A 25,599-nucleotide genomic window follows, 5' to 3' on the forward strand; every position below is an offset into this window, starting at 1 on the left:
TAATTTTTACACCTTATTTCCTTCTTATTTGCTGGTTTCCCTCCTTACGACTGGTGCTACTTCTGTTGCTAATCGCTCGATGCTTTCGGCGACTTGTTTAAAGGGCATTCCGCCGATGTCCATTTGGGCGATAAATCGCTGGTGTCCATATAGTTCGTATTGTTGGAGGATTTTTTCAATGATCTGCTGGGAACTGCCAACAAATAAAGCCGTTTCTGGTCCGGCCATCTCTTCAAAATCCGCTCTAGACATTCTTGTATTCATCCCACGCTGGCGATTAAAGTATCCCCAATAATTAGAATGATACGGATAGAACTCATCCTTTGCCTTTTGGGTTGTTTCCGAAATAAATGCATGACCTGTCACTGCAACCTTCATCGACTCTGGGGCATGGCCTGCTTGGCTGGCGGCCTGTCGGTAAATATCTACCAGCGGCTTAAACCGAATGTGTTCGCCTCCAAGTATCGCTATTGCTAAGTTAGTCCCTAATCTTCCTGCTCGTGCTGCGCTTGACGGAGTTCCTCCAACACCTACCCACAATGGAATATTTTCCTGTAAAGGTCGTGGAGCAATTTCTGCATCCTGCAACGGAGAACGAAATTGACCATTCCAGGTCACTCGCTCCTGTGCATTCAGTTGCTGAAAGAGCTTGATGTTCTCTTCAAAAAGCTGGTCATAATCGTCTAACTCATACCCGAACAGCGGGAAAGATTCTATAAATGCCCCGCGCCCTGCAATAATTTCTGCCCGTCCGTTTGACAGGAGATCAAGTGTCGCAAAATCCTCAAATAGCCGAACAGGATCAACGGTACTTAAGACAGTAGTAGCACTTGCCAGTTTAATTCGCTTTGTAACTTGTGAAATGGCAGACAAGACAACGGGCGGTGCGGACACGGCATAGTCGAGGCGGTGATGCTCACCCACGCCAACTACATCTAATCCTGCCTCATCAGCCATTTTCGCTGCTTCAATAATTTCCTCAAGTCGCTGTCTTGCGCTGATTGTCTTCCCTGTTCCCCCATCCGGAACTAAATCTCCCAATGTATAGATCCCTATTTCCATACCTGAACGTTTGTCTTTGGAATCTCGCGTCATCTTCATATCTCCTTCATTCATTTATATTACTAATCGAATTTGATTTCCTGAAGGATCTTCCGTTACAAAGAAATCAGCTTCTTCCGATATTTGCGCACCTAATTGCTTTAGCTGTTTAATCGCATTCCCTCTGGCTGCCTCATCAGGGAAAACGAGTGAGTACCAATTTAAGCCGACACTATTCTTCGGTGGTGTCGCTGCCCCTTCACCTTGCCACGTGTTGATAGCAATATGATGATGATAACGTCCTGTGGAAAGGAATGCCGCTTGTGGATAGTAACTTACAATTTCAAAACCAAGCCCTTTTGTGTAAAATTCTTCTGCTTTTTTTAAATTAGATACGTGAAGGTGAATGTGGCCCATAACTGTTCCAGCCGGCAGACCGCTCCATTCGGCATCACTCTCCGCGATAATTCCATTGCCATCAAGCTCTTCCGTTGCCATTTCTACTAAACCGTTGTTCCATCTCCATTCGGAAGAAGGGCGATCTCGGTACACTTCAATCCCATTGCCGTCAGGATCGTTAAGGTATAACGCCTCACTTACATAATGATCTGCAGCACCGAGTGGATATCCCGTTTGAATCATATGCCGTAAAAAGACAGATAAATCAGCTCGCGATGGAAGCAAGATCGCAAAATGATACAAACCTGAACTACGTCCTGTTTTCGCAACCACATCTTTCGGCTGCTCTAGCGTTAATAATGGGGTTTTTCCGTCTGTTGTTAAGACTGCTTTACGATCTGATTTCTCCAATACTTGAAAGCCCATGATATTTTGATAAAAAGTAAGCGCATAATCGAGGTTTTTTACTTTAATATTGACCTCACCAACATATATATTTGGTGCCTGATGAAATTTATCCATTTTCTCCTCATCCCTTCCTTATTCATTTGTATAACGAATGTTATAAAAATTAATCTTTTTATTAATATGGTTATTTTACTTTCCATTAAACCATTAGTATTTCCTATGCTTACAGCATACCCTGAAATTATCTTGAATTCAAGTATTTAAAATTCATAGCATATTGCGGACCAGCCTATTTTTTATACTTGCAACAGAAAAAGGACTCTTCCGCTTAGCGGAAAAGCCCTTGAACCTTGCTTCTCGTTTTTTATGCTTCGACGATATTAGGCTGCTCGTAAACCTCGTTTTCAAACTCGCCTGTTACTTTACTAGTGAGTATGCCTGATGTCATCGCTCCGCTGACATTTAGGGCTGTACGTCCCATGTCAATGAGAGGCTCAACTGAAATAAGCAGACCAACAATCGCAATTGGGAGATTCATCACTGATAAAACGATTAAGGCTGCGAAGGTTGCACCGCCACCTACACCAGCAACACCAAACGAACTAATCGCCACCACAAGAATGAGCGTTAGAATAAAGGATATACTTGTTGGATCCACACCTGCCGACGGGGCAACCATCACCGCTAACATCGCAGGATAAACGCCTGCACATCCGTTTTGACCGATTGTTAGGCCAAATGAACCCGCGAAGTTGGCGATACCTTCGGATACACCAAAGTCCTTTGTTTGTGTTTTAATGGTCATTGGCAAGGTTCCTGCACTTGTCCGTGAGGTGAAAGCAAAGGTTAAGGTTGGCAGCCCTTTTTTCACATAATTTATAGGACTTAGTTTCGCAAATGATAAAAGGAGAAGATGGACAATAAACACAATAATGAGCGCCACATACGAAGCAATCACAAACTTACCTAGTTTTGCTATCGCGGCATAGTCACTCGTTGCTGTCACCCTGGCTATGATCGCTAAGATACCATATGGCGTTAAACGAAGAATCAGTGTGACGACCCTCATGACAACAGAGTAGAAGGTATCAATGATCTTTGCAAAAAATTCACCATGCTCTGGGTCCTTACGCTTCACTCCAAGGTATGCAATACCGATAAATACGGCAAAAATAACAACCGCAATCGTCGATGTTGCGCGGGCCCCAGTTAAATCCTGAAACGGATTGCTTGGGATTAACTCAATGATTTGCTGTGGGAGTGTCATATTTTTGATCCCTGCAGCTCTCTCCTCTAACTGGTCATTCCGGGCTGCTTCTGCATCGCCTTCAGTTAGCTGAACCCCGTCAAGACCAAATCCTAAAGCTGAGCCAATGCCAACTGCGGCAGAAACGGCCGTCGTTGCAAGAAGGATGCCGATCACTAGAAAACTGATTTTCCCTATATTTTTCGTTAATTTTAGTTTTGTAAAGGCCCCGACAATCGAAACAAAGATGAGTGGCATAACGACCATTTGTAATAGCTTTACATAGCCATTCCCGACAATGTTAAACCAATCAATCGAACCTGTCGTTACTTCATGTGTCGTACCATAAATGAGATGAATAATAAAACCAAATATAATTCCTAAACCCAACGCACTAAAAACACGCTTGGAAAAAGAAACATGCTTTTTTTGCATCGTAAATAAACCAAACATCAGTAATAGCAGCACCGCGACATTTACAATGATAAGAAAGGTATTCATGGGATCCCTCCTCTTTATTTTTCGGAAAAATTGAAAACCCAATATTCCAATGCATTAAGTCGGAATTATATTCATTCGTCTTCTTCGTCGTCAGTAATTTCTGTACCTTTATACTTTAAAACAATCAAACGTTTGATATGGTAAATAATATGACATGGCGACCCTAAATATTCCAAGCCCATAAATTATTCAATCAAACGTTTGATTAGTTTTTCAATCGTCCAAAAAGTTACGTGTCCTATTAGGACTGAACGGCGGATAAACTTATATCATTTCAGTCGGCTTCGGATGAATAGCATCCTTAAGTGCGGTTTCTAATTCGTCTTTAAACGCGGCCTTCTCCTCCAATGTCCATCCATGAGCATCTTCCATAAAGCCAATGATTGCTTCATTCCACTCATGTACCCATTGAATATCAAAAAATAAAGCTCCTGTTCGACGGATAAAAAAATCCACTGGTTTTACGGCCATTTCTTCCTCTAGGGAATAAACGATTTGAACATACACCTCCAGCGGCAAGCCAAATTTGTTATTTGGGTCATACGTTTTCGCGATTTCAAAAATACGATCAATATTGGAACCATAGCGATTGACTAATTTTCGGTATTGGTCCTTTGAAAACCCACTTAACTCGCCTTCTTTTTCCTTTTTTTCTATAAATGAAGCAAAGTTACGAGAGCCATCAATATGACCTCCAGAAATAGGTAAATGCTTTGTTCGGCAAGATCCAATCTGGCGTGCTTCGCCGCACTGTTTAGCGATCAAATCTACAACCGTTTCTGCCATTTTTCGGTATCCTGTCAGCTTCCCACCTGCGATTGTAACCAGCCCAGAATTTGATAACCAAATTTCATCTTTTCGCGAAATTTCAGAGGGATCCTTGCCTTCTTCATAAATAAGTGGTCTTACCCCTGCCCAGCTGGATTCAATATCCTCCCCCTTGATATCAACGGTTGGAAACATATAATGAATCGCATTTATAATGTAATCTCGGTCAGCTGCCGTCATTTTCGGATGAATCGGATCGTTGCCATAATAGGTGTCTGTTGTCCCCACATACGTTTTCCCATCCCTTGGAATGGCAAATACCATGCGGCCATCAGGTGTATCAAAATACACCGCCTGTTTAAGGGGAAATATTGACTGATCCATCACCAAATGGACCCCTTTGGTGAGCCGAAGTTTTTTCCCAGATAACGACTGATCTTTGTCTCGGAGCGAATCGACCCAAGGGCCAGTGGCATTAATGATGTGTTTTGCGTAAATATCATGAACGGTACCAGTTAATAGATCCTCAACTTTAGCACCGATCACCTTACCCTCTTGATAAAGAAACTCAATCACTTTTGAATAGTTTACTGCCTTGGCGCCATGCGCGACCGCTTCTTTTATGACTTCGATGGTTAACCGAGCATCATCGGTCCGATATTCCACATAATATCCGCCTCCTTTTAATCCCTCTCTTTTAATAAGAGGCTCTTTCTGAATGGTATCATCGGGAGAAAGCATTTTTCTTCGCTCACTTTTTTTTACACCTGCTAAAAAGTCATAGACTCGTAGTCCAATTGATGTACCGAATTTACCAAACGTTCCATCTTTATGCATTGGCAGGAGCATCCATTCTGGTGTAGTTACATGCGGACCATTTTCATAAACAATCGCCCGTTCCTTCCCTACTTCCGCGACCATCTTCACTTCGAATTGTTTTAGATACCTGAGACCACCGTGAACAAGCTTCGTTGATCGGCTTGATGTCCCAGCGGCAAAATCTTGCATTTCGACTAATGCCGTTTTCATTCCCCTTGTTACGGCATCTAATGCGATTCCAGCGCCTGTAATTCCCCCACCGATAACAAGTACATCTAATTCCTTAGCTGCCATTTTCTTTAAGATCGTGTTCCTATTTGAACCCGAGAATTTTAACATTTCCACTATGGTTACCTCCAATGGGGATAAAAAAAAGAGGCCACAACAATCACAATGATATTAAATCCATTGCTTTGTTGTGGCCTCTCGAGTTTCTCCCGCCAAAATATTAACTTAAGTATAGTTTACCATAGATTACGATTATTTAAAAGCCATAGCTGCGTTTACAGCCTTTTTCCAACCTGTATATAAATTGTTTCGATCCTCTTCAGCCATATCTGGTGTAAATGCTTTATCCATATTCCATTGAGTCGCGATTTCTTCTTGGCTTTCCCAATAACCTACCGCTAATCCTGCTAAATATGCAGCTCCTAATGCTGTGGTCTCTTTTATTTCTGGACGTTCCACTGGAACATCTAGCACATCGCTTTGGAATTGCATTAAAAAGTTATTAGCAACAGCTCCGCCATCTACACGCAAAGCCTTAAGCGAAATACCTGAATCCGCCTCCATAGACGTTAAGACATCCTTTGTTTGATAAGCAAGGGATTCTAACGTTGCGCGAACAAAGTGTTCTTTCGTTGTACCACGTGTTAAGCCAAAGACCGAACCGCGTACATCACTATCCCAATAAGGTGTTCCTAACCCGACGAATGCTGGAACGACATAAACACCGTCAGTAGATGCTACACTAGTAGCAAATTTCTCGCTCTCTTCAGCGTTTCTAAACATACGGAGCCCATCACGAAGCCATTGAATGGCAGATCCGGCAACAAAGATACTTCCTTCTAATGCATATTCTACTTTTCCGTTAATACCCCATGCAATTGTTGTTAACAAACCGTGCTCTGATTTTACTGCTTGTTCTCCGGTATTCATTAACATAAAGCAGCCAGTTCCATAAGTATTTTTCGCCATTCCTTTATCATAACATGCTTGACCGAATAACGCTGCTTGCTGGTCACCCGCCACTCCGGCAATTGGCACATTACAGCCAAAGAAGTGGTAATCAACTGTTTCTGAGTATACTTCTGAAGATGGGCGGACTTCTGGAAGCATCGAAGCAGGCACAGAAAGAATATCTAATAACTCTTCATCCCATTTAAGGTCATGAATATTGTACATCAATGTTCTCGATGCATTGGAGTAATCTGTTACATGGGCTTTTCCACCAGATAGTTTCCAAATAAGCCATGTATCAATCGTTCCAAATAGCAGTTCTCCACGCACTGCTTTTTCTCTTGCACCTTCTACATTATCTAAAATCCATTTCACTTTTGTTCCAGAGAAATAGGCATCAATTAAAAGGCCTGTTTTATCCCTGAATAATTGATCATGTCCTTTTGCTTTTAATTCTTCACAAATCGATGCTGTTTGGCGGGATTGCCAAACAATTGCATGATATATCGGTTGGCCAGTTTCTTTATCCCAGACAACGGCTGTTTCCCGTTGGTTTGTAATACCGATTCCAGCCACTTGTTCTGGTTTTACATTAGCCCCGGCCAAACAAGAAGCCATTACCGCTAGGATCGAACCCCAAATTTCATTTGCATTATGTTCTACCCAACCTGGTTGAGGGAAGAATTGTTGAAATTCCTGCTGAGAGACTTGGACAATCTTTCCTTCTTTATTAAAAAGAATAGCACGTGAACTTGTTGTACCTTGGTCTAATGATAAAATGTATTTTTCCATATATAAACTCTCCCTTTAATTAAAATTATGCACTGACTTTTTCTATCCGGGCCGTTTCCTGAGGTTTCTTTCCCATTACGGAAGCGATCGCAAGAACAACTACAATTGCCCCTATTATAAACCAAAGACTCATTTCTGTTTTACCGAGAAAGGCAGCTTTATAAAATAATCCTCCCAAACTTCCTCCAAGGATTGGGCCTACAATGGGAATCCATGAATATCCCCAGTTAGAACTTCCTTTTCCCGGAATTGGAAGAAGGGCATGTGCTAACCTTGGACCAAAGTCACGGGCGGGATTGATCGCATATCCTGTTGTTCCCCCAAGACTCAAACCGATACTAACAATAAGGAAGCCTACCACAAGTGGATTTAGTCCATCTGTAAATTTATTTGCACCAATCGCTAATATTCCTAAAACAAGAATAAATGTACCAATAATTTCACTAATTAAATTTGCAAAAGTATGCGGAATGGCAGGACCTGTTGCAAATGTACCTAACTTCGCCCCTTGATCCTCTGTCACCCTCCAATGTGGAAGGTATTGGAAGTAAATAATTGTAGCCCCAATCATTGCTCCAATTACTTGACCGAAAATATACGATGGGACTTCTTTCCACGGAAGATCACCGGTAAATGCCAGCGCCACGGTTAAAGCAGGATTTAGATGGGCGCCACTAAATTTACCTACTGAGTATGCAGCAACGGCTACCGCAAATCCCCAACCAAACGTGATCACAATCCAACCACTGCCATTAGAGAGTGTTTTCTTCAGATTCACACCTGCACACACGCCAGCACCTAACGTAATTAAAATTGCCGTGCCAATTACTTCACCCCAAAAAGCTGTCATAATAAGCCTCCTCTTTTTTTTAAAAACATCTTTATCCATTGAAAATAATCCAGAAAAAACAAAAGAGACACACAGAAATATCCCAAAAAAAGGGGAATTCCGTGAGTCTCTGGCTCTTCTTCACATATTATCAACTTAATTACTAGTATAATATTCATCTGAAAGCGCTGTCAACACATTTACAAAATTTTCATATTTTCACTTATTATTTGCCTATATTAATCTACTGTAGCTGCCGAAAACCAACATAAAAAAGCATTCTCTATGAAAATAAAGAATGTCTTTTGAGTACAATTTAGTATTCTATTACTTTTTCTTTTCTGGCTCAAAATATTTCCATAAATCTTTTTTGGATGTTGTTACTGTAATTGCTCCAGCTGCAAATGCTTGTTCAACCTCTTCAATCGTGTCAATAAATCCTCCAGCAAATACTTCCCTTTGCGTTCGATTGCGAATATCCTTAATAATTTTCGGCATAATTCCAGGTAATACTTCTATAAAATCTGGCTTGGTACGATCGATTAACGCAAAACTCTTTTCGATCGAGCTCGTATCTAATAAAAACAGACGCTGAATTGATATTACACCTTTTTGCCTTGCTTTCAGAATAACGCTTCCCTTAGTTGAAATCAGTCCAAATGGTTTAAATTCCTGACAAATAAATTCTGTTGAGTATTCATCACTTTTTAACCCATGAATTAAATCCATATGGATAATCAACTTTTTATGGTTTGCCTGCGCCATTTGAAAAATGGGTTTCAGTCTGGAAACATGCAAATCCAAAATTACAAGATATTCATAATTGCTAGACATCATTTTTTCGACATCTTCTATTTTTCGAATTGCGGGTAACACCTTTTGTCCAAAGAAGCTCATCCCCATTGTTCACCTTTCATCTTCGTTCTCTTATTCTATTATTTTATAACACTTTTTGGCTTCAATACAGTCTTTAATTAGAAATACTATGCTTGGTGATGTCGAAACTGTGAATAAATGGAAAATCCCCATTTATCAGAGCTTGTCAGTTGATCGAGTTGATTTTTACACATACCACATTCTGTCACTGTTTTTATGCCACGTAAGGATAGATCGCGGAGCACTCCTGCTCCCGTCATTCCTCCACCTATTACAATTACTTCCGTTTCTAGTTTTTGTCTCATATCCAATTCCCTCCCAACTTCATTCTAAGGGTTATTTTTGCGCACAAAAAAGCCATAAAAACGCATAGGAATATTAATGAACATTCCCAATGGTTTTTATGGCTTTCTCCGAGTCTCTAAGCCTGCTATTATATTTTCTACTTAAGCATATACCAAAAATATTTTTTTGCACAGGTAAATGGCATGTCAAAATTGTGAATTTTAATTGAGATATCTGAGGTGAAAGCTCGTATTTTTTATTTGATTACTTTTCGCATGCTTCAATGTGGTAAATACTTGAGGTAAAATCTCTTTTTATCAATGGCAGCATTAATCCAATTTTCATAAGCTCATCGCCCACATATTCCTGTTCTCCCCTATTTAGTCTATACATCTCATCCGACTTTAGCCCACGCAACTTCAGCCGGAAGAACGGTGGATTTGGTGTTGCCAACGTTTTAAAGTAAAAAACAGCAGCCCTTTCCTGATTCGGTGAAACATACATCCACGCCGAATCCATTCCATCAAACGGACTTAACAGCCTGAATAAGTTACCAAAACAGACGATATCCTTGATTTGATGATATCGTTTGATTTGCTCCATTACCACCTCTTTATCATCACTACTCAGCTTGTCGATATTTAATTCAAATCCCAAATTTGCAGCCATCGCCACATGGCATCTCATCAAAAGCGGTGTGGTTCTACCGACCTGGTGATTCGGCACATCTGATACATGCGCTCCCATTGTAATGGCAGGATAAATGAGACTTGTTCCGTATTGAATTTTAAGCCGTTCAACAGCATCAGTATCATCACTCGTCCAAGTTTGCGGCATATAATAGAGCATTCCAGGATCAAAGCGACCTCCTCCTCCGGAACAGCTTTCAAATAAAATCTTAGGAAATCGTTCGGTCAGTTTTTCTAGGATTCGGTACAAGCCAAGCATATAACGGTGCGCGGTTTCTTTTTGCCGATGAGGTGGAAGCGCAGCCGAACCCACCTCCGTCATATTTCGATTCATATCCCATTTCACATAGGAGATCTTAGCACTGCTAAAGACTTCGGTCAGCGTTTCGATTAAAAAATTACATACGTCTTCCCGGCTTAAATCAAGAATTAATTGATTTCTGGACTGTGTTCGGTTCCGTCCCGGCACATGGATACACCAATCGGGATGCTTCTGATACAAATTACTGTCAGGAGAAACCATTTCCGGCTCGACCCATAACCCAAATTGCATCCCCTTTTTTTGGATATAATCAGCCAATCCGTTTAAACCATTCGGAAGTTTTTTCTTAAAAACAAACCAATCACCCAACGAACTTTTATCATTGTCACGATGCCCAAACCAGCCATCATCCAATACAAACAGCTCGATACCCAACTCTTTTGCTGCATCCGCAAGGTCGATAAGTTTTTTTTCATTAAAATGAAAATAGGTGGCTTCCCAGTTATTAATGAGAATTGGGCGTGTTTTGTCGCGGTATACCCCTCGACAAACCCTTTCCCTCAGAAATTTATGATAAGTCCTGGACATTCCTCCAAGCCCGTCCGAGGAATAAACCATTAAAGCCTCAGGAGTTTGAAAGGTTTCCCCCGGCTGCAGCGCCCATGTAAAATCAAAGGGGTTTATGCCGATGCTAAGTCTGGAAGTTTGATAAGGATCCACTTCGACTGAAGCTTGAAAATTCCCACTGTAGACCAAACTGATGCCAAATACATCCCCATATTCTTCGTTGGTGTCTTTTGAAAGCAGCGCAACAAAAGGATTATGTTGATGGCTGCTTGAACCCCGAGCTGATGAAATCGTTTGAATCCCATGGTTAAGTGGCTGCCTTTCGATGTGACGCTCACGCCCCCATGTTCCATAAAGATGCAGCCAATCCCAATCTGATTGATGAATGTCGACTGACATACTCATACATTTATGTATTTCCACATCATGGCTGCCAAGATGCTCAAAGGAGACCGATCTCGTTATCACATCAAAATCACGATAAATTGTATAATGTAGATTTATCCCGATCCCAAGCATGGAATCTACCAGTGTTATCACTAATGTTTCAGCATCAGAATTATCCTCAACATAAGCAGACGGCAATCCCTCAAGCGTATGTTTTCCTTGAAAAATTTCATGAGAATCAAAGACAAAGTCCGTTACCGTAGTTCCGTCAGCAGAACGGATCTGATAAGCCGGCGAACGAAAGTCCCCGTTCCCAAAAGCTGGATATTCCTGTGGTAGCGTATCAAGTGAAAATTGCGGAAGAGAAGGTTCGGTAGTCGGCGAAAAAGCCCTGCCTTTAAACGCCAGAATGGAAGATGGATGCAGCGTCTTAACCATCTTGCCCCAATACAAATGAGCGGGATATTTACCATGGACAATTTGAATCAAATAACTAATCTTGCTATTGTACAAATGAAAAATCCTATCCTTTTCATCCCAATCAATTGGCACGAGCGCTCATTCCTCCATTGTTAGATAACCTAAATTACTTACTTATCTTCCTATAGATATGATTTTCCCTATGTATATCAGAACAATAAATTTAAAAAGGGTGTCAGGCACCGTTCGTGGACATTTGTCCACGAGCGGTGCCTGACACCCAAAACAACACAAAAATGGTTTTTATAGTGTAATGGTGAAGGTGGTTCCCTTCCCTTCTTCGCTGTCAACACAGATGGTTCCTTCGTGCATTTCGATGATTTTTTTTACGATGGAGAGTCCTAAACCGCTGCCGCCTTTTGACCGGTCCCTTGCCTTATCTGCTTTGTAGAATCGTTCAAATACATGGATCTGATCTTTTTTCGTGATGCCAATCCCCGTATCGGTAATTTTCACGATCGTTTTGTCATCGACCTGCTGGAGATGGACACGAATACTTCCGCGCTTGGGAGTAAATTTAATACTATTGTGAATCAGATTGGTCCATACCTGGCTCATCAAATCTTCATCCGCAATGATGATGACCTTCTCGAGGGACACATCCAGTTCCAGTTCCTTTTCAATCCAATGAGGTTCACAGGCCAATATAATTGTCCGTAATTGTTGGTCTAACCGATAGCTATGTCGCTCAAAGGGATGATGCTTGGATTCTAGTGAGGTTAGTTTTAGAAGATTATCACTTAATTTCGATAATCTTTTGCTTTCTGTTTCAATAATACTGAGATAATGACTTCTTTCATCGCTCGAAAGCTGGCCATATTGAAGTGCTCTTGCAAAGCCCATGATCGACGTCAGCGGCGACTGAATTTCATGTGAGACATTAGAAATAAACTCCTGCCTCATCTCTTCCAACTGCTTTAATTGCTTAGCCATATGATTAATATGGTCAATCAGACTCGTGAATTGATTTCTTTTACCAGCCTTTAAATCGAGGTATACATTAAAATCACCTTTAGAAATCCTACTTAACGCATCCAGTACTTCATGAAAGAGATTGCGTCGCCTTGAACGAGTGAATAAAGACATAAGAAAACCAACTAAGCTCATCGTCAATAAACCAGTAATTACCGATGCCATATGACGAAGGTAATCGGATGTGTGAAAATCGAATAATTGATAAGTTCCGGACACAATGAAATAACCTGCTGAAAAACCAAAAGAGACAAATACAAAGAAAAAGACAACCCCAAATACATGTTGAAAAAAGCGCTTAATCTTCATGATTTTACCTCAAAGCGGTAGCCTAATCCCCAAATCGTCTGAATCCGGAACGGGAATTCTCTTTCTGGAAACCGCTCTCTTAACCTTTTAATATGAACATCGACCGTTCGTTCGTCTCCTTCATAGTCATAGCCCCAAATGTCTTCGATGAGCACCTCTCGTGAAAACGTTTTTCCAGGATAGCTGGCCAGTTTAAACAACAGCTCGAATTCCTTCAACGGAATCGTATATTCCTTATTTTTAAAAGAAATTTCATGTGTTTTTCGATTCAATTTAAATTCATTAATCGTAATCGTTTGCGAAACCGTTATATTATACCGTTTTAATAATGCTTTAACTCGAGCGGTTAACTCCATTGGGTCAAAGGGTTTAACTAGATAATCGTCCGCTCCCAACTCGAATCCTTTCAGCTTTTGTGTTGTTTCCCCTTTGGCGGTCAGCATTAAGATGGGAATATCACTAAATTCCCGCAGCTCTTTGCATAATTCCCAGCCATCCATATTTGGCATCATAATATCAATGATCGCTAAATCCATCTTTACTTTTTCCATCAGTTGTAATGCCATTACACCATCTGATGCCTCATAAAGTTCGAATCCTTCTTTTTTTAAAAAAAGTTGGATTAGTTCGCGAATATTGGCATCATCATCGACCATTAGAACTTTTGTCATTCATCCTCATTCCTTTCCTTCTATTAAGCAGGTTCGTTGATCCGTAATTGCTGCTCGGCAAATTCACGATACAAGGAGTGAGTTCTTAAAAGTTGTTCATGTGTACCGCTTCCGGTAATTTTCCCTTTATCCAAAAAGATAATTTGATCAGAATCGATCACCGTTGACAGACGATGCGCAATTACGAGGGTAGTTCTTCCCTTCATTAAATTTTGTAATGCCTGTTGAACAACACGTTCTGATTTGCTGTCAAGACTGGAAGTTGCTTCATCTAACATTAAAATTTGGGGGTCCCTTAAAAAGGCACGAGCAATCGCAATCCTCTGTCGCTGCCCACCCGATAATTTTATTCCTCTTTCACCAACTTCTGTATCATACCCGCTTGGCAGTTCCGCAATAAATTGGTCCGCATAGGCCATTTTTGCCACCCTTTCGATATCTGCCTGCTCAATTTTTTTATCCATTCCGTAACAAATATTATCACGAATCGTTCCCACAACAATCGGGCTTTCCTGTGATACATAGCCAATTTGACTTCTCCAGGAAAACAGGGAGAATTGATTAATCGGTTCTTGCCCCAGACGAATTGCGCCTTGTTGCGGTTGATAATAACGCTCCAATAAAGAAAATAGGGTCGTTTTTCCGCTCCCGCTTGGACCTACAATCGCAGTCACCTTGCCTGCTTCTGCGGAAAAGCTAATATTCTTCAGTACGTCTTCCCCATTTTTATAAGAATAGTTCATATCCTCTACAGTGATCGATTGATTCACATTATGAACATCCTGATTCGAATGGTCTTCTTCCTCGTTCATATCCATGATGGTGATAATTCGTTCTGTGGCACCGGTTGCTTTTTGAAATTGGGTAAAGAAGGCGGCTAATTGCCCCATTGGCATGACGATTTGAAACAGATACATAATAAAGGCAACTAAATCACCCGCCATTAATGCACCTGATGATACCCTCATTCCACCGTAACCTAGAATGACGACTAGTAATACCATGATTACCAAACCAATCAGGGGGGTGATTAATGCTTGAATCTTCGCCTCTTTCAACCCATATTGAAACAATTGGGTGATCCCGTTTTTACCATTCTTATACTCGATTGCCTCGGCGTTGGAAGCTTTGACTAATCGTATTTCTGATAAAACTTGCTGGAGAACTGAGGTAAAACGTGCTGTTTCGGTTTGCATACCTTTTGACACCTGATGCATCTTTCTTCCAAGTGTCATTAATATAACTGCTGCAAGCGGCAGTGCTATAAACATGAGCAAAGCCATTTTCCAATCCAATAGCAGCAAAACAACAATCGAACCAATGATGGAAATCGTTCCTGATAGGAAATTGGCGAGATGATCGGTAATTAATCCTTTGACCACCGCTGTATCATTGGTCATTCTACTGACGGTTTCGCCGGTTTGATTTTCATCATAAAACGGTACCGGTAAGACGAGCAGCTTTTTCCATAAACGGTCTCGAATCCCGGCCACAACAGATTGGCCGAGATGATTTAATAAATAGATGGATATCCCGCTAGCCCCTGCTTGAATTAAAAGCGCAGTAACAAGAATAAGAATCCTGCCCGTACTTAAAGAGCTAATCGAAAAATCATTAATAAGATTTTTTGTAAACAGCGGGACCAATAGCCCCACTATTGTGGTACCGACACTTAATAAAAGAGCGATACCAAGGAGCAATTTAGATGGGTTGGTATGTTGAACCAATCGAATAAATTGGCGCCAGCCCTTCTCTATCTTCACTTCCGTCATATATATTTACATCCCTTCTAAAGGTCACGTTAAATTCAAGTCTACATTCTCAATTACAAACTCGATTATACAAAGAATATATGAATTGAATATGAACTGCCAATAATGAATAGCTTAAAAAAGGTGTCAGGCACCAGCCGTGGACATTTGTCCACGGCCGGTGCCTGACACCCTAACAAGATCGACTTACTTCTACCTATTCTTTTCGAGTTGGAAATGAAGACCCAAATTAATTATTGTTACGATCTAATAGCATACAATTTACATTTTTCATAGAAACTAGTTTTCCCTATTTCCAGTAGTTTAGCAGCCTCCTGCTTATTGCCATTTGTCAGCTCTAATGCATTTAAAATGGCTTTCTTCTCGGCATGAGCAAGTGTTTCTTTTAATGAGAAAATCGGTAATAGCCGTTTTGGCGCCGTCTCAAGATTCTGGGTATTAGCTCCCTTAACAAAGTTAGTCTCCGGTTCCATGTCACGTAAGTATAATGGCAGGTGGACCATTTCAATCGTTTTCCCATCCAGAACATTGATGGATCGTTCCAAGACATTCTCAAGTTCCCGGATGTTTCCCGGCCATGAATGCTCCATTAGTCTCTCTTCTACCACTGTAGATAGCTCAATTCCTTTGCGGTAAAATTTCCCCTCTAACTTCTTCAATAAGCTTTGAGAGATTAGCGGAATATCCTCTTTTCGCTCTCTAAGAGGGGGAATTTCTATTTTGATGACATTTAATCGATAATACAAATCCTGACGAAACTTTCCTTCTTCCACCAGCATCTCTAAATCCCGGTGGGTTGCTGCAATGATTCGCACATCTACTGCAATTGACTTTTGACCTCCGACTCGCTGAATCTCTTTTTCCTGCAGCACCCTCAAAAGCTTACTTTGCATCGAAAGTGGCATGTCGCCTATTTCATCTAGAAAAAGTGTACCATTGTTGGCAATTTCGAACTGCCCCTTCTTTCCGCCTTTCTTTGCTCCTGTAAACGCACCGTCATCATAACCAAACAGTTCCGATTCTAGTAAATGTTCAGGTATTGAAGCACAATTGATCGCAACAAAGGATAAGGAGGAACGCATGCTGCTATTATGAATGGCATGAGCAAATAATTCCTTGCCTGTTCCAGAATCCCCGATCAATAAAACGGATGAGTTGCTCCCGGATATTCTTTCTGCTAGTTTTTTGGTTGCAAGAAAGGTAGAGCTTTTTCCAATTAAATCATTGAATTGGTACTTACTTTTCAGCTCTTTTTCCAGTTTTGTTTTATAATACTTTAATTCTTCAACTAACCCCTGAATTTTTGTTTTATACATCCGCCATTCCTCAGGGGTACGAAACATGACAGTTCCCACCGCTCCGACGATTTTTCCATCCTCAATGATTGGGAAACGGTTTGCTATCATTTCACTTCCATTAATCGGATGAAGAGCAGCAAGCTCTTTTTGTCCTGTTTTGGCGACAATGTGCATGCGAGAATTTTCAATGACCTCTTGTACAGGCCGGTTGACCGCATCTTTAATCGTCGTTCCTAAAAACTGGCAATACGCCTCATTTATGTAAAGAATAATACCATTATCATCGACGACTACGATTCGTTCCGCTAATAGGTGAATCATTTGTTCATGCCAATTTTGGGGGATCTTCTCAAATCCTTGGTACATTCTTTTCCCACCTTTGCACATTAGATATTAAAATTATACCAAACGTAGACGTTTGTTTGAGCGACTGGAAGCATTTTTATAGAATAATAAAATCCTATTCGAACAATCGAATAGGATTCTCTATTTGGAATTATTGGGCCGTGTAGCCGCCATCTAGAATGACTGCTTGACCTGTAACGCCTCTACCTTTATCACTTGCTAAAAAGACCGCATAATCAGCAATTTCTGTTACGGATAATAGCCTTCTTTGTGGAACCAGCGGGAAGAGTACTTCTTCAATCACACTGTCTAAGCTGACATTTCTTGTTTTAGCCAAGTCCCCCAATTGATTTCTTACTAGTGGTGTATCCACGTAACCAGGACATAAAGCATTTACGGTAATTCCGTCTGCTGCACCTTCCAATGCTGCAACCTTGGTCAAACCAATGACACCGTGTTTTGCACTATTATATGCGGCCTTGCCAGCAAACCCGATTACACCATTAATGGAAGCCATATTGATTACTCTTCCAAAGCCTTGTTTCTTCATGATTGGGAATACATTTTTAATCCCGATAAATGGGGCGGTTAACATAATTTTGACTAGTAATTCAAATTTCTCAGTCGGAAATTCCTCAATTGGTGATACAAACTGCATTCCTGCATTATTGACTAAAATATCAATACTTCCGAACGCTTTATAAGCTGACTGAAGACTATTTTTAAATGCTTCCTCGTCGGTCACATCACATGGCGCCGATAATGCTTCAAATCCTTGCTCCCTTAATTCAGCAGCCACTTCTTCACTTTTACCAACATTTAAATCGGAGATCACCACTTTTGCGCCTTCCTGCGCAAACGCCTTTGCGATTTCTAATCCAATCCCACTTGCAGATCCTGTAATAAATGCTGTTTTTCCTTCTAATGACTTGGTCATACGAGAATCCTCCTTTATAACTAGACAACTATTCTTCTATATTTACGCGCAATGTCTTTAGATAATCCCAAATAAAGTGTAGATACCAATGATGACGAAAACGGCTAATGTTTTAATGACTGTAATAGCGAAAATGTCACGGTATGATTGTTTGTGCGTTAAACCTGTAACTGCAAGCAAGGTAATGACGGCTCCGTTATGTGGAAGTGTATCCATACCACCGGATGCCATAGCGACGACACGGTGCATTACTTCTGGTGGAATATTCGCTGCTGTAATCGCCTGATTGTATTTATCAGCCATCGCTCCTAACGCAATCCCCATACCACCTGAGGCGGACCCAGTAATACCTGCAAGGGAACTAGTTGTAACCGCACCGTTAACAAGTGGATTCGTAAAGGTACTAGAAATCCCGTCACTGATTTTTGCAAATCCTGGAAGTGAGGAAATAATACCGCCAAAACCGTATTCGGCACCCGTATTCATCGTTGCAAGCAATGCTCCGGCAATACTGAGGTTTAGTCCTTCTTTAAAGTTTACTGTCACACGCTTCCAATCGAAGGCAAGTGACGTGATGATCCCCACGACTAAGGCCATTTCAATGGCCCAGATAGCTGCAACAGTAGGAACATCTACTGTATATGCTTTTAAGCCAATCGCAGAAAAATCAAATCCGTTCGGGTACCATTTTGGTATGTAGGTAATGAACAATTTATTTGAAACAGCTACCAGCACAAGCGGTACAAACGCTAAAATTTGCTTTAAAACAGATTGATGTGTCGCTAAATCTGGAACGGTTACGTCCTTTTGATTTGATTCAGCTAAATCTAATGCAGCCGCAGTTTCGGCTTCAAATCCATAATAACCTTCCCCTGCTTTTGCTGCCTTTCTCCTTCTCATCTCTAGATAAAGCAGCCCTAAAGTTAAGACAAAAATAGCCCCGATAATTCCAAGTGTTGGTGCCGCATAAATATCTGTTTTAAAGAATTGAATTGGTATAACGTTTTGAATTTGCGGTGTTCCCGGCAGGGCATCCATTGTGAATGTGAACGCACCAAGTGCAATCGTTCCTGGAATTAAGCGCTTAGGAATATTCGCTTCCCTGAACATTTGAGCAGCAAATGGGTAAATTGCAAAAACAGCTACGAATAAGCTTACACCGCTATATGTTAATATGGCTCCTAATAATACAATGGTTAGCATCGCACGTTTTGCACCAAGCAGACGGACAATCGTCTTAGCGATGGATTCTGCAATCCCTGACATTTCAACTACTTTTCCAAAAATGGCTCCTAATAGGAACACTGGGAAGTATGATTTAATGAATCCGACCATTTTTTCCATGAACACACCGGAAAAGAACGGTAAAACATGGCTTGGGTCAACAAGTACAACAGCTAAAAGTGCACAGATCGGAGCAAATAAGATAACAGAAAATCCTCGGTAGGCAACAAACATTAAGAGCCCAAGTGACAAAAGAATAATAAATAATTGCATTTAAATCCCCCTTTTTACTTTTTGTATAAGCTTCAGTATCCCCTTGGTAAGCGTTTACAGGCTAAAGTTCACTTAAAAAAATGCAAGTTCCGTGCCAAAATCGGTTATAATTTCTAAAAAGTTTAAATTTTCTTTATTATCATACAAGTATTATACTAAATTAATAGTTTATAACTATACGTTACCAAAAATCACCCCTTTATACTCTCGTTTATGATTCCGTAAATTCGGAAAATTCAGTGCAGTCAGATTCCACAAATCCGGAATTTTCCGTTTTTTCGGAATCGATTTATTTAAAACACTGGCTTTAACAGCATTTGATAAATACCTAATCCCTCGCAATCTATGAAACTCGATTTACTTTTCATTTTCTATCATATTAATTAACCGTTTTTTTCTTTTAAAATAGCTGGATTGATCGTAAAAGCAGCCTCTGTTTTTTCCTTAACGGTATCAAGTTCGACACCATCTTGAAGTTCCTCCAGTACCAATCCTTCAGCTGTTACACGAAAGACAGCTAGTTCCGTCACAATCAGGTCCACTACACCCTTTCCAGTCAAAGGCAATCGACATTGTTCTAATATTTTGGATGATCCGTTTTTGGCCATATGTTCCATTGCTACAATAACTTTCTTGGCTCCAGTAACTAAATCCATTGCTCCACCCATACCAGGCACCATTTTTCCAGGAACCATCCAGTTAGCAAGGTTGCCTTTCGCATCAACCTCTAATCCTCCAAGGACAGTTACGTCCACATGTCCTCCACGGATTAATTCGAATGAGAAAAGGCTGTCGAAGAACGCACCTCCTGGATTAATACCTGAAGGCTGCCCACCCGCATTAACCAAATCCGGATCAATATCTCCGTCTACAGGACCGAGTCCGATATATCCATTTTCAGATTGGAGAATGACGTTAACATTTCCAGGCAGGTAGTTTGGGACCATAGTCGGCAGTCCAATCCCCAGGTTAACTACATCTCCATCTTGCAATTCCTTCGCAACACGAGCAGCGATCATTTGTTTTGGATTCACTAGTGTATTTATCATTATCGACTACCTCCCTGAACGAAAATTTTATCGACCAAGATTCCGGGTGTCATTACTTCATCCGGGTCAATTTCTCCAACTTCAACGATTTGTTCTACTTGAACAATCACGAGATCTGCTGCTAAGGCCATCAATGGGTTAAAATTCCGGGCCGAACGATGATAAATCAAATTGCCAGCTTTATCTGCTTTAAATGCTTTAAGAATGGCAACTTCAGCGCGAAGCGGTTTTTCGAGTAAATATTCACGGCCATCGACGGTGATCTTTTCTTTGCCTTCTTCGACTACAGTTCCAACACCAGTGGGAGTCAACACTCCGCCAAGGCCAGACCCTCCGGCACGAACACGTTCAGCCAGTGTTCCCTGGGGAACTAGTTCCACTTCCAGTTCACCAGCAATCATTTGTTTGCCGGTTTCAGGATTTGTGCCAGTATGTGATGCAATTACCTTCTTTACTCGTTTGTTTACAATTAATGGTCCTACACCCGTTTTTATGAAAGCGGTGTCATTTGCGATTAGCGTTAAATCCTTCACATCTGCTTCAAGCAGGGCAGTTACCAGTTCTTGTGGTGTACCTACCCCCATAAACCCACCTGCCATAATGGTCATTCCATCTGTCAGAATGGAGGAAATTTCCTCTATTGAAATAATTTTATTCACTACAACGCACCTCCTGTAAGAATTAAATGAAATTAATGTTAGTTACATCCATTTATTATGCAAGAAGTGTGCCAAAAATAGAGTCCCTTAAGGCAATGTCCGAAGTCTTTTGAAAATCAATATTACGGGGAGCAATAGCCATAAAGTAGATTGGTGCGAATGCCAGATGAAAAATACTATAAAACAACCAAGAATCTGCTCCGTAAAACCCACTGCTAATAAGCATAAATACAGCCCACAGTACTGCTGTATAGGCAAGAGGAACAAGCCAAAGTAAAAAAGAGACCTTTCCGCATCACGAAAAGGTCCCTTTATAACTAATTTATTTAATTAAAAACTATTTTGCTAACATCGTTAAAACCGTATCTAATAAAACATTGATCCCTTTTTCGCAATCTTCCCAAGTGGTTAACTCTTCTTCACAGTGGCTTTTGCCGTTAATACTAGGGACAAATAGCATGGCCGTTGGAACAAAGCTAGCAATGAATTGCGCATCATGGCCTGCACCACTAACCATTCTTCTATTAGAGTACCCGAGCGTCCGTGCCGATTCTTCTAAAAGTTGGCAGACTTCTGGTTCGAACCAAACGGTGTCCCGCTCCCATAATTTTGTTGTTTTTACCTCACAGCCTTCATTTAACGAGGTTAAATTCGGAAGTGCTTCGATGAAGTTTTTAACCGTACGGACAATTTCCATGTCCTTGTGACGTGCTTCAAGAGTAAAGATGACCTTATTCGGAATGACCGTATGGATGCTTGGATACACGTTTACTCTGCCAATCGTGAAGACTAAATCTTCATCTAAAACTCCTAACCGCCTGCGGATTTCATTGATTAAGTTATTAGTAGCAAACAAGGCATCTTTTCTCATCTTCATTGGAGTTGTGCCAGCATGGTCAGATTCCCCTGTTACTTCAATCTCATAGCAAGCCATTCCTACCACACATTCTACGACACCAATTGAGAGTGCCTCTTTTTCAAGGATCGGTCCTTGTTCAATGTGGAGCTCTAAAAGGGCCGATGCCTCTTTTAATCGATTCTCCACATTGCCTTCGTACCCGCTCGACTTTAAAGCCTCCCCAAAAGTAACTCCCTCTGAATCTACCTTTTTTAACATAGCAGACTTTTCAAATTTACCTGAAAGCACCCCCGATGCCATCATCGAAGGTTCAAACCTGGCACCTTCTTCATTCGTAAAGTTAACAATTGTGATCGGAATCTGTGGTTTAATTTGATTCTCCACTAACGTTCGAACCACTTCTAAGCCAGCCACTACCCCTAAGACACCATCGAAACGGCCGCCTTTTTTCACCGAATCCAAATGGGAGCCAATAAGAATTGGCGGCTTTTCTTCTTTCCCAGTCAGTGTCGCATACATGCAGCCCATATCATCAACCTTGACTGTCAACCCTAATTCCTCGCAGCAAGAACGGAAGTAATCCCTTACCCGGATATCTTCCTTGGATAAGGACAACCTTGTGACCCCATTGTTTTCTGTCCGGCCAAAGTTTGCAAATTGTTCTAATGTCGTCTTCAGTCTTTCTCCATTAATCAATAATTTTTGTCGTTGCATGATTAAACACTCCCCTTTTTTATCTGAGATAAAGTGCATAATTCAATGTTAAAAATCTCGTGGAGGATAAAAACAGAAATTTGCGGACTTTTGATTTTGAAGCTGTTCTGGGGTCCAAAGTAAGCCTATTATGAAATTTGAGTAAATATTCAGACAACAATTTAATTATACACCACTGCTAAGGCCTGTCATTAGACAAAACATCAAATCTTACATACAAATTGTTTTATAGTTTGTATGTATAGGTAACATCACAAAATAAAAAGGTGTCAGGCACCGCTCATGGACATTTGTCCACGAACGGTGCCTGACACCAAATTTTTAATACCAATCTACTTATTTTTTCTTTGCGTGTTTGCGCATGTCAAAGGCTACTGCGACGATTATGATTAAGCCTTTTACGATGAATTGAATGTATGGGCTTACGCCAAGGAAGGCTAAACCGTAGTTGATGACTTGGAAAATCAGTACCCCTGTGATAACACCAGGGACGGTTCCAATTCCACCTGATAGTGATACACCGCCGACTACGCAGGCTGCGATTGCATCTAGTTCATACATGTTACCTGTGTTGTTTGTTGCACTACCTACACGTCCAGCTTCTAATGTACCTGTTAAGCCGTATAGAAGACCTGCGATCGTGTAGATGATAATCAGATTTCTTGCCACGTTTACACCGGAAACCTTAGCAGCTTCTGGATTGCCACCAATGGCATACATATTTTTTCCTAGCTGTGTTTTATTCCAAATCACCCAAATGATAAGTGATACCACAATGGCATAGATAATGAGGTATGGAAATTCATATTGGCCAATTTTTATACCGCGTTGCGCAAACGTTGTAAAGGCTTGGCTTAATCCGCCAATTGGCTGCGCACCATATGGCGGGCGGTCAAAATAAATCGAAGTTAGTCCGTAAACACCAATCATCATACCTAAGGTAGCAATGAATGGAGGAACGTGAAATTTTGCTACAATAACACCGTTTAATGCTGAAATGATACCTGTTGCTACCATCGCAATGACAATCGGAACAATTAATGGTAATTCCGGCAGGTTTGGATACATTCGATAAGCATAATCCCCTGCTTGCAGCATCGAGGCTGATATGACGGCAGCAAGTCCAACCATCCGGCCCGCTGAAAGGTCGGTACCTGCAGTAATTAAGATACCTGCTACCCCAAGTGCGATAATAATACGTGAGGATGATTGACTTAAGATATTAATTAAGTTTGTCATCGATAAAAAGTCCGGAGAAGCAGCGACAATCCCGACGACAAGAAGGATTAAAACTACATAAATTACGTTATCAACAAGCCATTTTGATACGCTTGATTTTTTTGAAGCTTGAGTATTCATATCCATTCCTCCTAATACAAAGCTGCTAATTGCATAATTTCTTCTTGAGATGTTGCGTGAGTCTCAACAATTCCAGCTGCTTTTCCATTACTCATGACTAAAATTCGGTCGGTCACACCCAAAAGCTCAGGCATTTCAGAAGAAATCATGATAATTCCTTTTCCTTCCGCAGCTAATTGGTTAATGAGCTGATAAATTTCAAACTTTGCCCCGACATCAATACCCCTAGTTGGTTCATCTAGCAATAAAATATCTGGTTTTGTTAGCAGCCATCGGCCAATAATTACCTTCTGTTGGTTTCCACCTGATAGACTTCCAATCGAAGTCTTTTGGGAAGGTGTCTTTACCTTCATGGAATCAATTACCCACTGGGTATCATCGGCGACTTTGCGGTCAGATAAGAATCCGCTTTTTGTTTTATATTGCTTCATGTTAGAAATGATCGAGTTAAAGCTAATGCTTAGTTCTGGGAAAATACCGGTTGATCTTCTTTCTTCCGTCACAAGGGCAAATCCATTTTTGATGGCTTGCTGCGGTGAATGGTTTTTAACTACCTTGCCATTTAATTCAATCGTTCCTGATGTTAGCGCCCTCATTCCAAATAATGCTTCCACCACCTCGGTCCGTTTCGAGCCAACCAGCCCGGCAATACCTAAGATTTCGCCTTTTCTTAACTCGAAGCCAACATTAGAAAAAGAAGGCTGTGTTTCTGCAGTCAAATCAGATACTTTCAATATTAATTCCCCTGGTTTGTTTATTTTTTCAGGGAAACGTTGTGAAAGGTCACGTCCTACCATCAATTTAATAATTTCATCGGTTGTTAGGTCCTTCGAACTTTTTGTTGTTATATACTGACCATCACGCATGATCGTTACTTCGTCTGAAATCTTTAAGATTTCCTCCATTTTGTGTGAAATATAGATAATCGCAACGTTCTCACTTTGAAGCCTTTTGATGATTCTGAACAGATGATTTACTTCCGTCTCTGTTAGAGAGGAGGTTGGTTCGTCCATTACTATAATTTTAGAATGATAGGAGACAGCTTTTGCAATTTCCACCATCTGCATTTCGGAAACAGAAAGCGTACTCACCTTACTGCGTGGATTAATACTGATATCAAGACTTTTAAAAATAGCCGCTGTATCTTCGTACATTTTCTTTTCATCGATGAAAATGCCCTTTTTCGGATAACGTCCCAGCCAAATATTGTCCATAACATTCTGTTGACGTACCTGATTTAGTTCTTGGTGTACCATGGAAACTCCGTTTTCGAGGGCTTGCTTCGAATTGGCAAAGGAAACTTCTTTCCCACCAAAGAGAATTTTACCTTCATCCATCGAATAGATGCCGAATAAGCATTTCATCAACGTCGATTTTCCTGCACCGTTTTCGCCCATTAAGGCATGGACCGATCCAGGCTTTACTTTTAGGGAAACATTGTCTAAAGCGAGTACCCCTGGGAACCTTTTGGTTATATTCAGCATTTCTAGTAAATTGGTTGTACTTGATTCTGACATGAGCGAACCTCCTCTGAAACCATTTAAAAAAATATGAGAGCTCCATGGGATGCTTCTCAAACTTTTAAAGAGAGTAATAATTTTATTGCGGTATCCAGCTCCAAATATTTGGA

The 25,599-nt window shown here is 40.8% G+C and carries 20 protein-coding genes; all 20 read right to left on the reverse strand.

All coding sequences use genetic code 11. From position 1 onward, the window contains the following. Positions 1 to 24: 24 nt before the first annotated feature. Complete coding sequence (locus tag ACSU6B_RS09555) at positions 25 to 1,095, reverse strand: LLM class flavin-dependent oxidoreductase (RefSeq protein WP_410884687.1); 1,071 nt, start codon at positions 1,093 to 1,095, stop codon at positions 25 to 27. A 21-nt stretch (positions 1,096 to 1,116) separates the two neighbouring features. Beyond that, positions 1,117 to 1,962 (reverse strand): VOC family protein, encoded by an 846-nt coding sequence (locus tag ACSU6B_RS09560; RefSeq protein ID WP_410884689.1) that lies wholly within the window; start codon positions 1,960 to 1,962, stop codon positions 1,117 to 1,119. Between the two features lie 250 nt (positions 1,963 to 2,212). After that, complete coding sequence (locus ACSU6B_RS09565) at positions 2,213 to 3,595, reverse strand: L-cystine transporter (RefSeq protein WP_410884691.1); 1,383 nt, start codon at positions 3,593 to 3,595, stop codon at positions 2,213 to 2,215. Between the two features lie 264 nt (positions 3,596 to 3,859). Next, positions 3,860 to 5,521: a glycerol-3-phosphate dehydrogenase/oxidase gene (locus ACSU6B_RS09570; protein ID WP_410884899.1), complete on the reverse strand. Its 1,662-nt coding sequence runs from the start codon at positions 5,519 to 5,521 to the stop codon at positions 3,860 to 3,862. A gap of 141 nt (positions 5,522 to 5,662) precedes the next feature. Next, positions 5,663 to 7,153, reverse strand: a complete 1,491-nt coding sequence (gene glpK / locus ACSU6B_RS09575; RefSeq protein WP_410884693.1) for a glycerol kinase GlpK — start codon at positions 7,151 to 7,153, stop codon at positions 5,663 to 5,665. Positions 7,154 to 7,178: 25 nt separating this feature from the next. Then, the gene (locus ACSU6B_RS09580; protein ID WP_410884695.1) at positions 7,179 to 8,003 is read right to left on the reverse strand and encodes an MIP/aquaporin family protein; all 825 of its coding nucleotides are present in this window, start codon (positions 8,001 to 8,003) and stop codon (positions 7,179 to 7,181) included. 306 nt (positions 8,004 to 8,309) lie between these two features. Further along, on the reverse strand, positions 8,310 to 8,879 hold the full coding sequence (locus tag ACSU6B_RS09585; protein WP_214997666.1) for a glycerol-3-phosphate responsive antiterminator: 570 nt from the start codon (positions 8,877 to 8,879) through the stop codon (positions 8,310 to 8,312). Positions 8,880 to 8,965: 86 nt separating this feature from the next. Then, positions 8,966 to 9,163, reverse strand: a complete 198-nt coding sequence (locus ACSU6B_RS09590; RefSeq protein WP_410884697.1) for a hypothetical protein — start codon at positions 9,161 to 9,163, stop codon at positions 8,966 to 8,968. Positions 9,164 to 9,407: 244 nt separating this feature from the next. Beyond that, on the reverse strand, positions 9,408 to 11,600 hold the full coding sequence (locus tag ACSU6B_RS09595; RefSeq protein ID WP_410884699.1) for an alpha-galactosidase: 2,193 nt from the start codon (positions 11,598 to 11,600) through the stop codon (positions 9,408 to 9,410). 171 nt (positions 11,601 to 11,771) lie between these two features. Next, complete coding sequence (locus ACSU6B_RS09600; RefSeq protein WP_410884701.1) at positions 11,772 to 12,809, reverse strand: sensor histidine kinase; 1,038 nt, start codon at positions 12,807 to 12,809, stop codon at positions 11,772 to 11,774. Continuing rightward, complete coding sequence (locus tag ACSU6B_RS09605; RefSeq protein WP_214714155.1) at positions 12,806 to 13,480, reverse strand: response regulator transcription factor; 675 nt, start codon at positions 13,478 to 13,480, stop codon at positions 12,806 to 12,808. Before ACSU6B_RS09605 ends, ACSU6B_RS09600 begins: the two co-directional genes overlap by 4 nt. Before the next feature lie 23 nt (positions 13,481 to 13,503). Further along, positions 13,504 to 15,252, reverse strand: coding sequence for an ABC transporter ATP-binding protein (locus tag ACSU6B_RS09610; protein WP_410884703.1), 1,749 nt, complete (start codon positions 15,250 to 15,252; stop codon positions 13,504 to 13,506). Positions 15,253 to 15,491: 239 nt separating this feature from the next. After that, a complete protein-coding gene (locus ACSU6B_RS09615) occupies positions 15,492 to 16,916 on the reverse strand; it encodes a sigma-54 interaction domain-containing protein (protein WP_410884705.1) in 1,425 nt (474 codons plus the stop codon). A 130-nt stretch (positions 16,917 to 17,046) separates the two neighbouring features. Further along, a complete protein-coding gene (locus ACSU6B_RS09620; protein ID WP_410884707.1) occupies positions 17,047 to 17,832 on the reverse strand; it encodes a 3-hydroxybutyrate dehydrogenase in 786 nt (261 codons plus the stop codon). 57 nt (positions 17,833 to 17,889) lie between these two features. Beyond that, the gene (locus ACSU6B_RS09625) at positions 17,890 to 19,329 is read right to left on the reverse strand and encodes a GntP family permease (protein WP_410884709.1); all 1,440 of its coding nucleotides are present in this window, start codon (positions 19,327 to 19,329) and stop codon (positions 17,890 to 17,892) included. Positions 19,330 to 19,712: 383 nt separating this feature from the next. Further along, on the reverse strand, positions 19,713 to 20,378 hold the full coding sequence (locus ACSU6B_RS09630) for a 3-oxoacid CoA-transferase subunit B (protein ID WP_410884711.1): 666 nt from the start codon (positions 20,376 to 20,378) through the stop codon (positions 19,713 to 19,715). After that, positions 20,378 to 21,037 (reverse strand): acetate CoA-transferase subunit alpha, encoded by a 660-nt coding sequence (atoD, locus tag ACSU6B_RS09635; protein WP_410884713.1) that lies wholly within the window; start codon positions 21,035 to 21,037, stop codon positions 20,378 to 20,380. Before atoD ends, ACSU6B_RS09630 begins: the two co-directional genes overlap by 1 nt. Before the next feature lie 337 nt (positions 21,038 to 21,374). Then, a complete protein-coding gene (locus tag ACSU6B_RS09640) occupies positions 21,375 to 22,610 on the reverse strand; it encodes a Zn-dependent hydrolase (protein WP_410884715.1) in 1,236 nt (411 codons plus the stop codon). Positions 22,611 to 22,946: 336 nt separating this feature from the next. Next, positions 22,947 to 23,969 (reverse strand): galactose/methyl galactoside ABC transporter permease MglC, encoded by a 1,023-nt coding sequence (gene mglC / locus ACSU6B_RS09645; protein WP_168241726.1) that lies wholly within the window; start codon positions 23,967 to 23,969, stop codon positions 22,947 to 22,949. Positions 23,970 to 23,980: 11 nt separating this feature from the next. Beyond that, complete coding sequence (gene mglA / locus ACSU6B_RS09650; protein WP_410884717.1) at positions 23,981 to 25,486, reverse strand: galactose/methyl galactoside ABC transporter ATP-binding protein MglA; 1,506 nt, start codon at positions 25,484 to 25,486, stop codon at positions 23,981 to 23,983. Positions 25,487 to 25,599 lie beyond the last annotated feature (113 nt).

This window comes from Neobacillus sp. C211, from assembly GCF_051842875.1.
GTDB lineage: Bacteria > Bacillota > Bacilli > Bacillales > Cytobacillaceae > Neobacillus.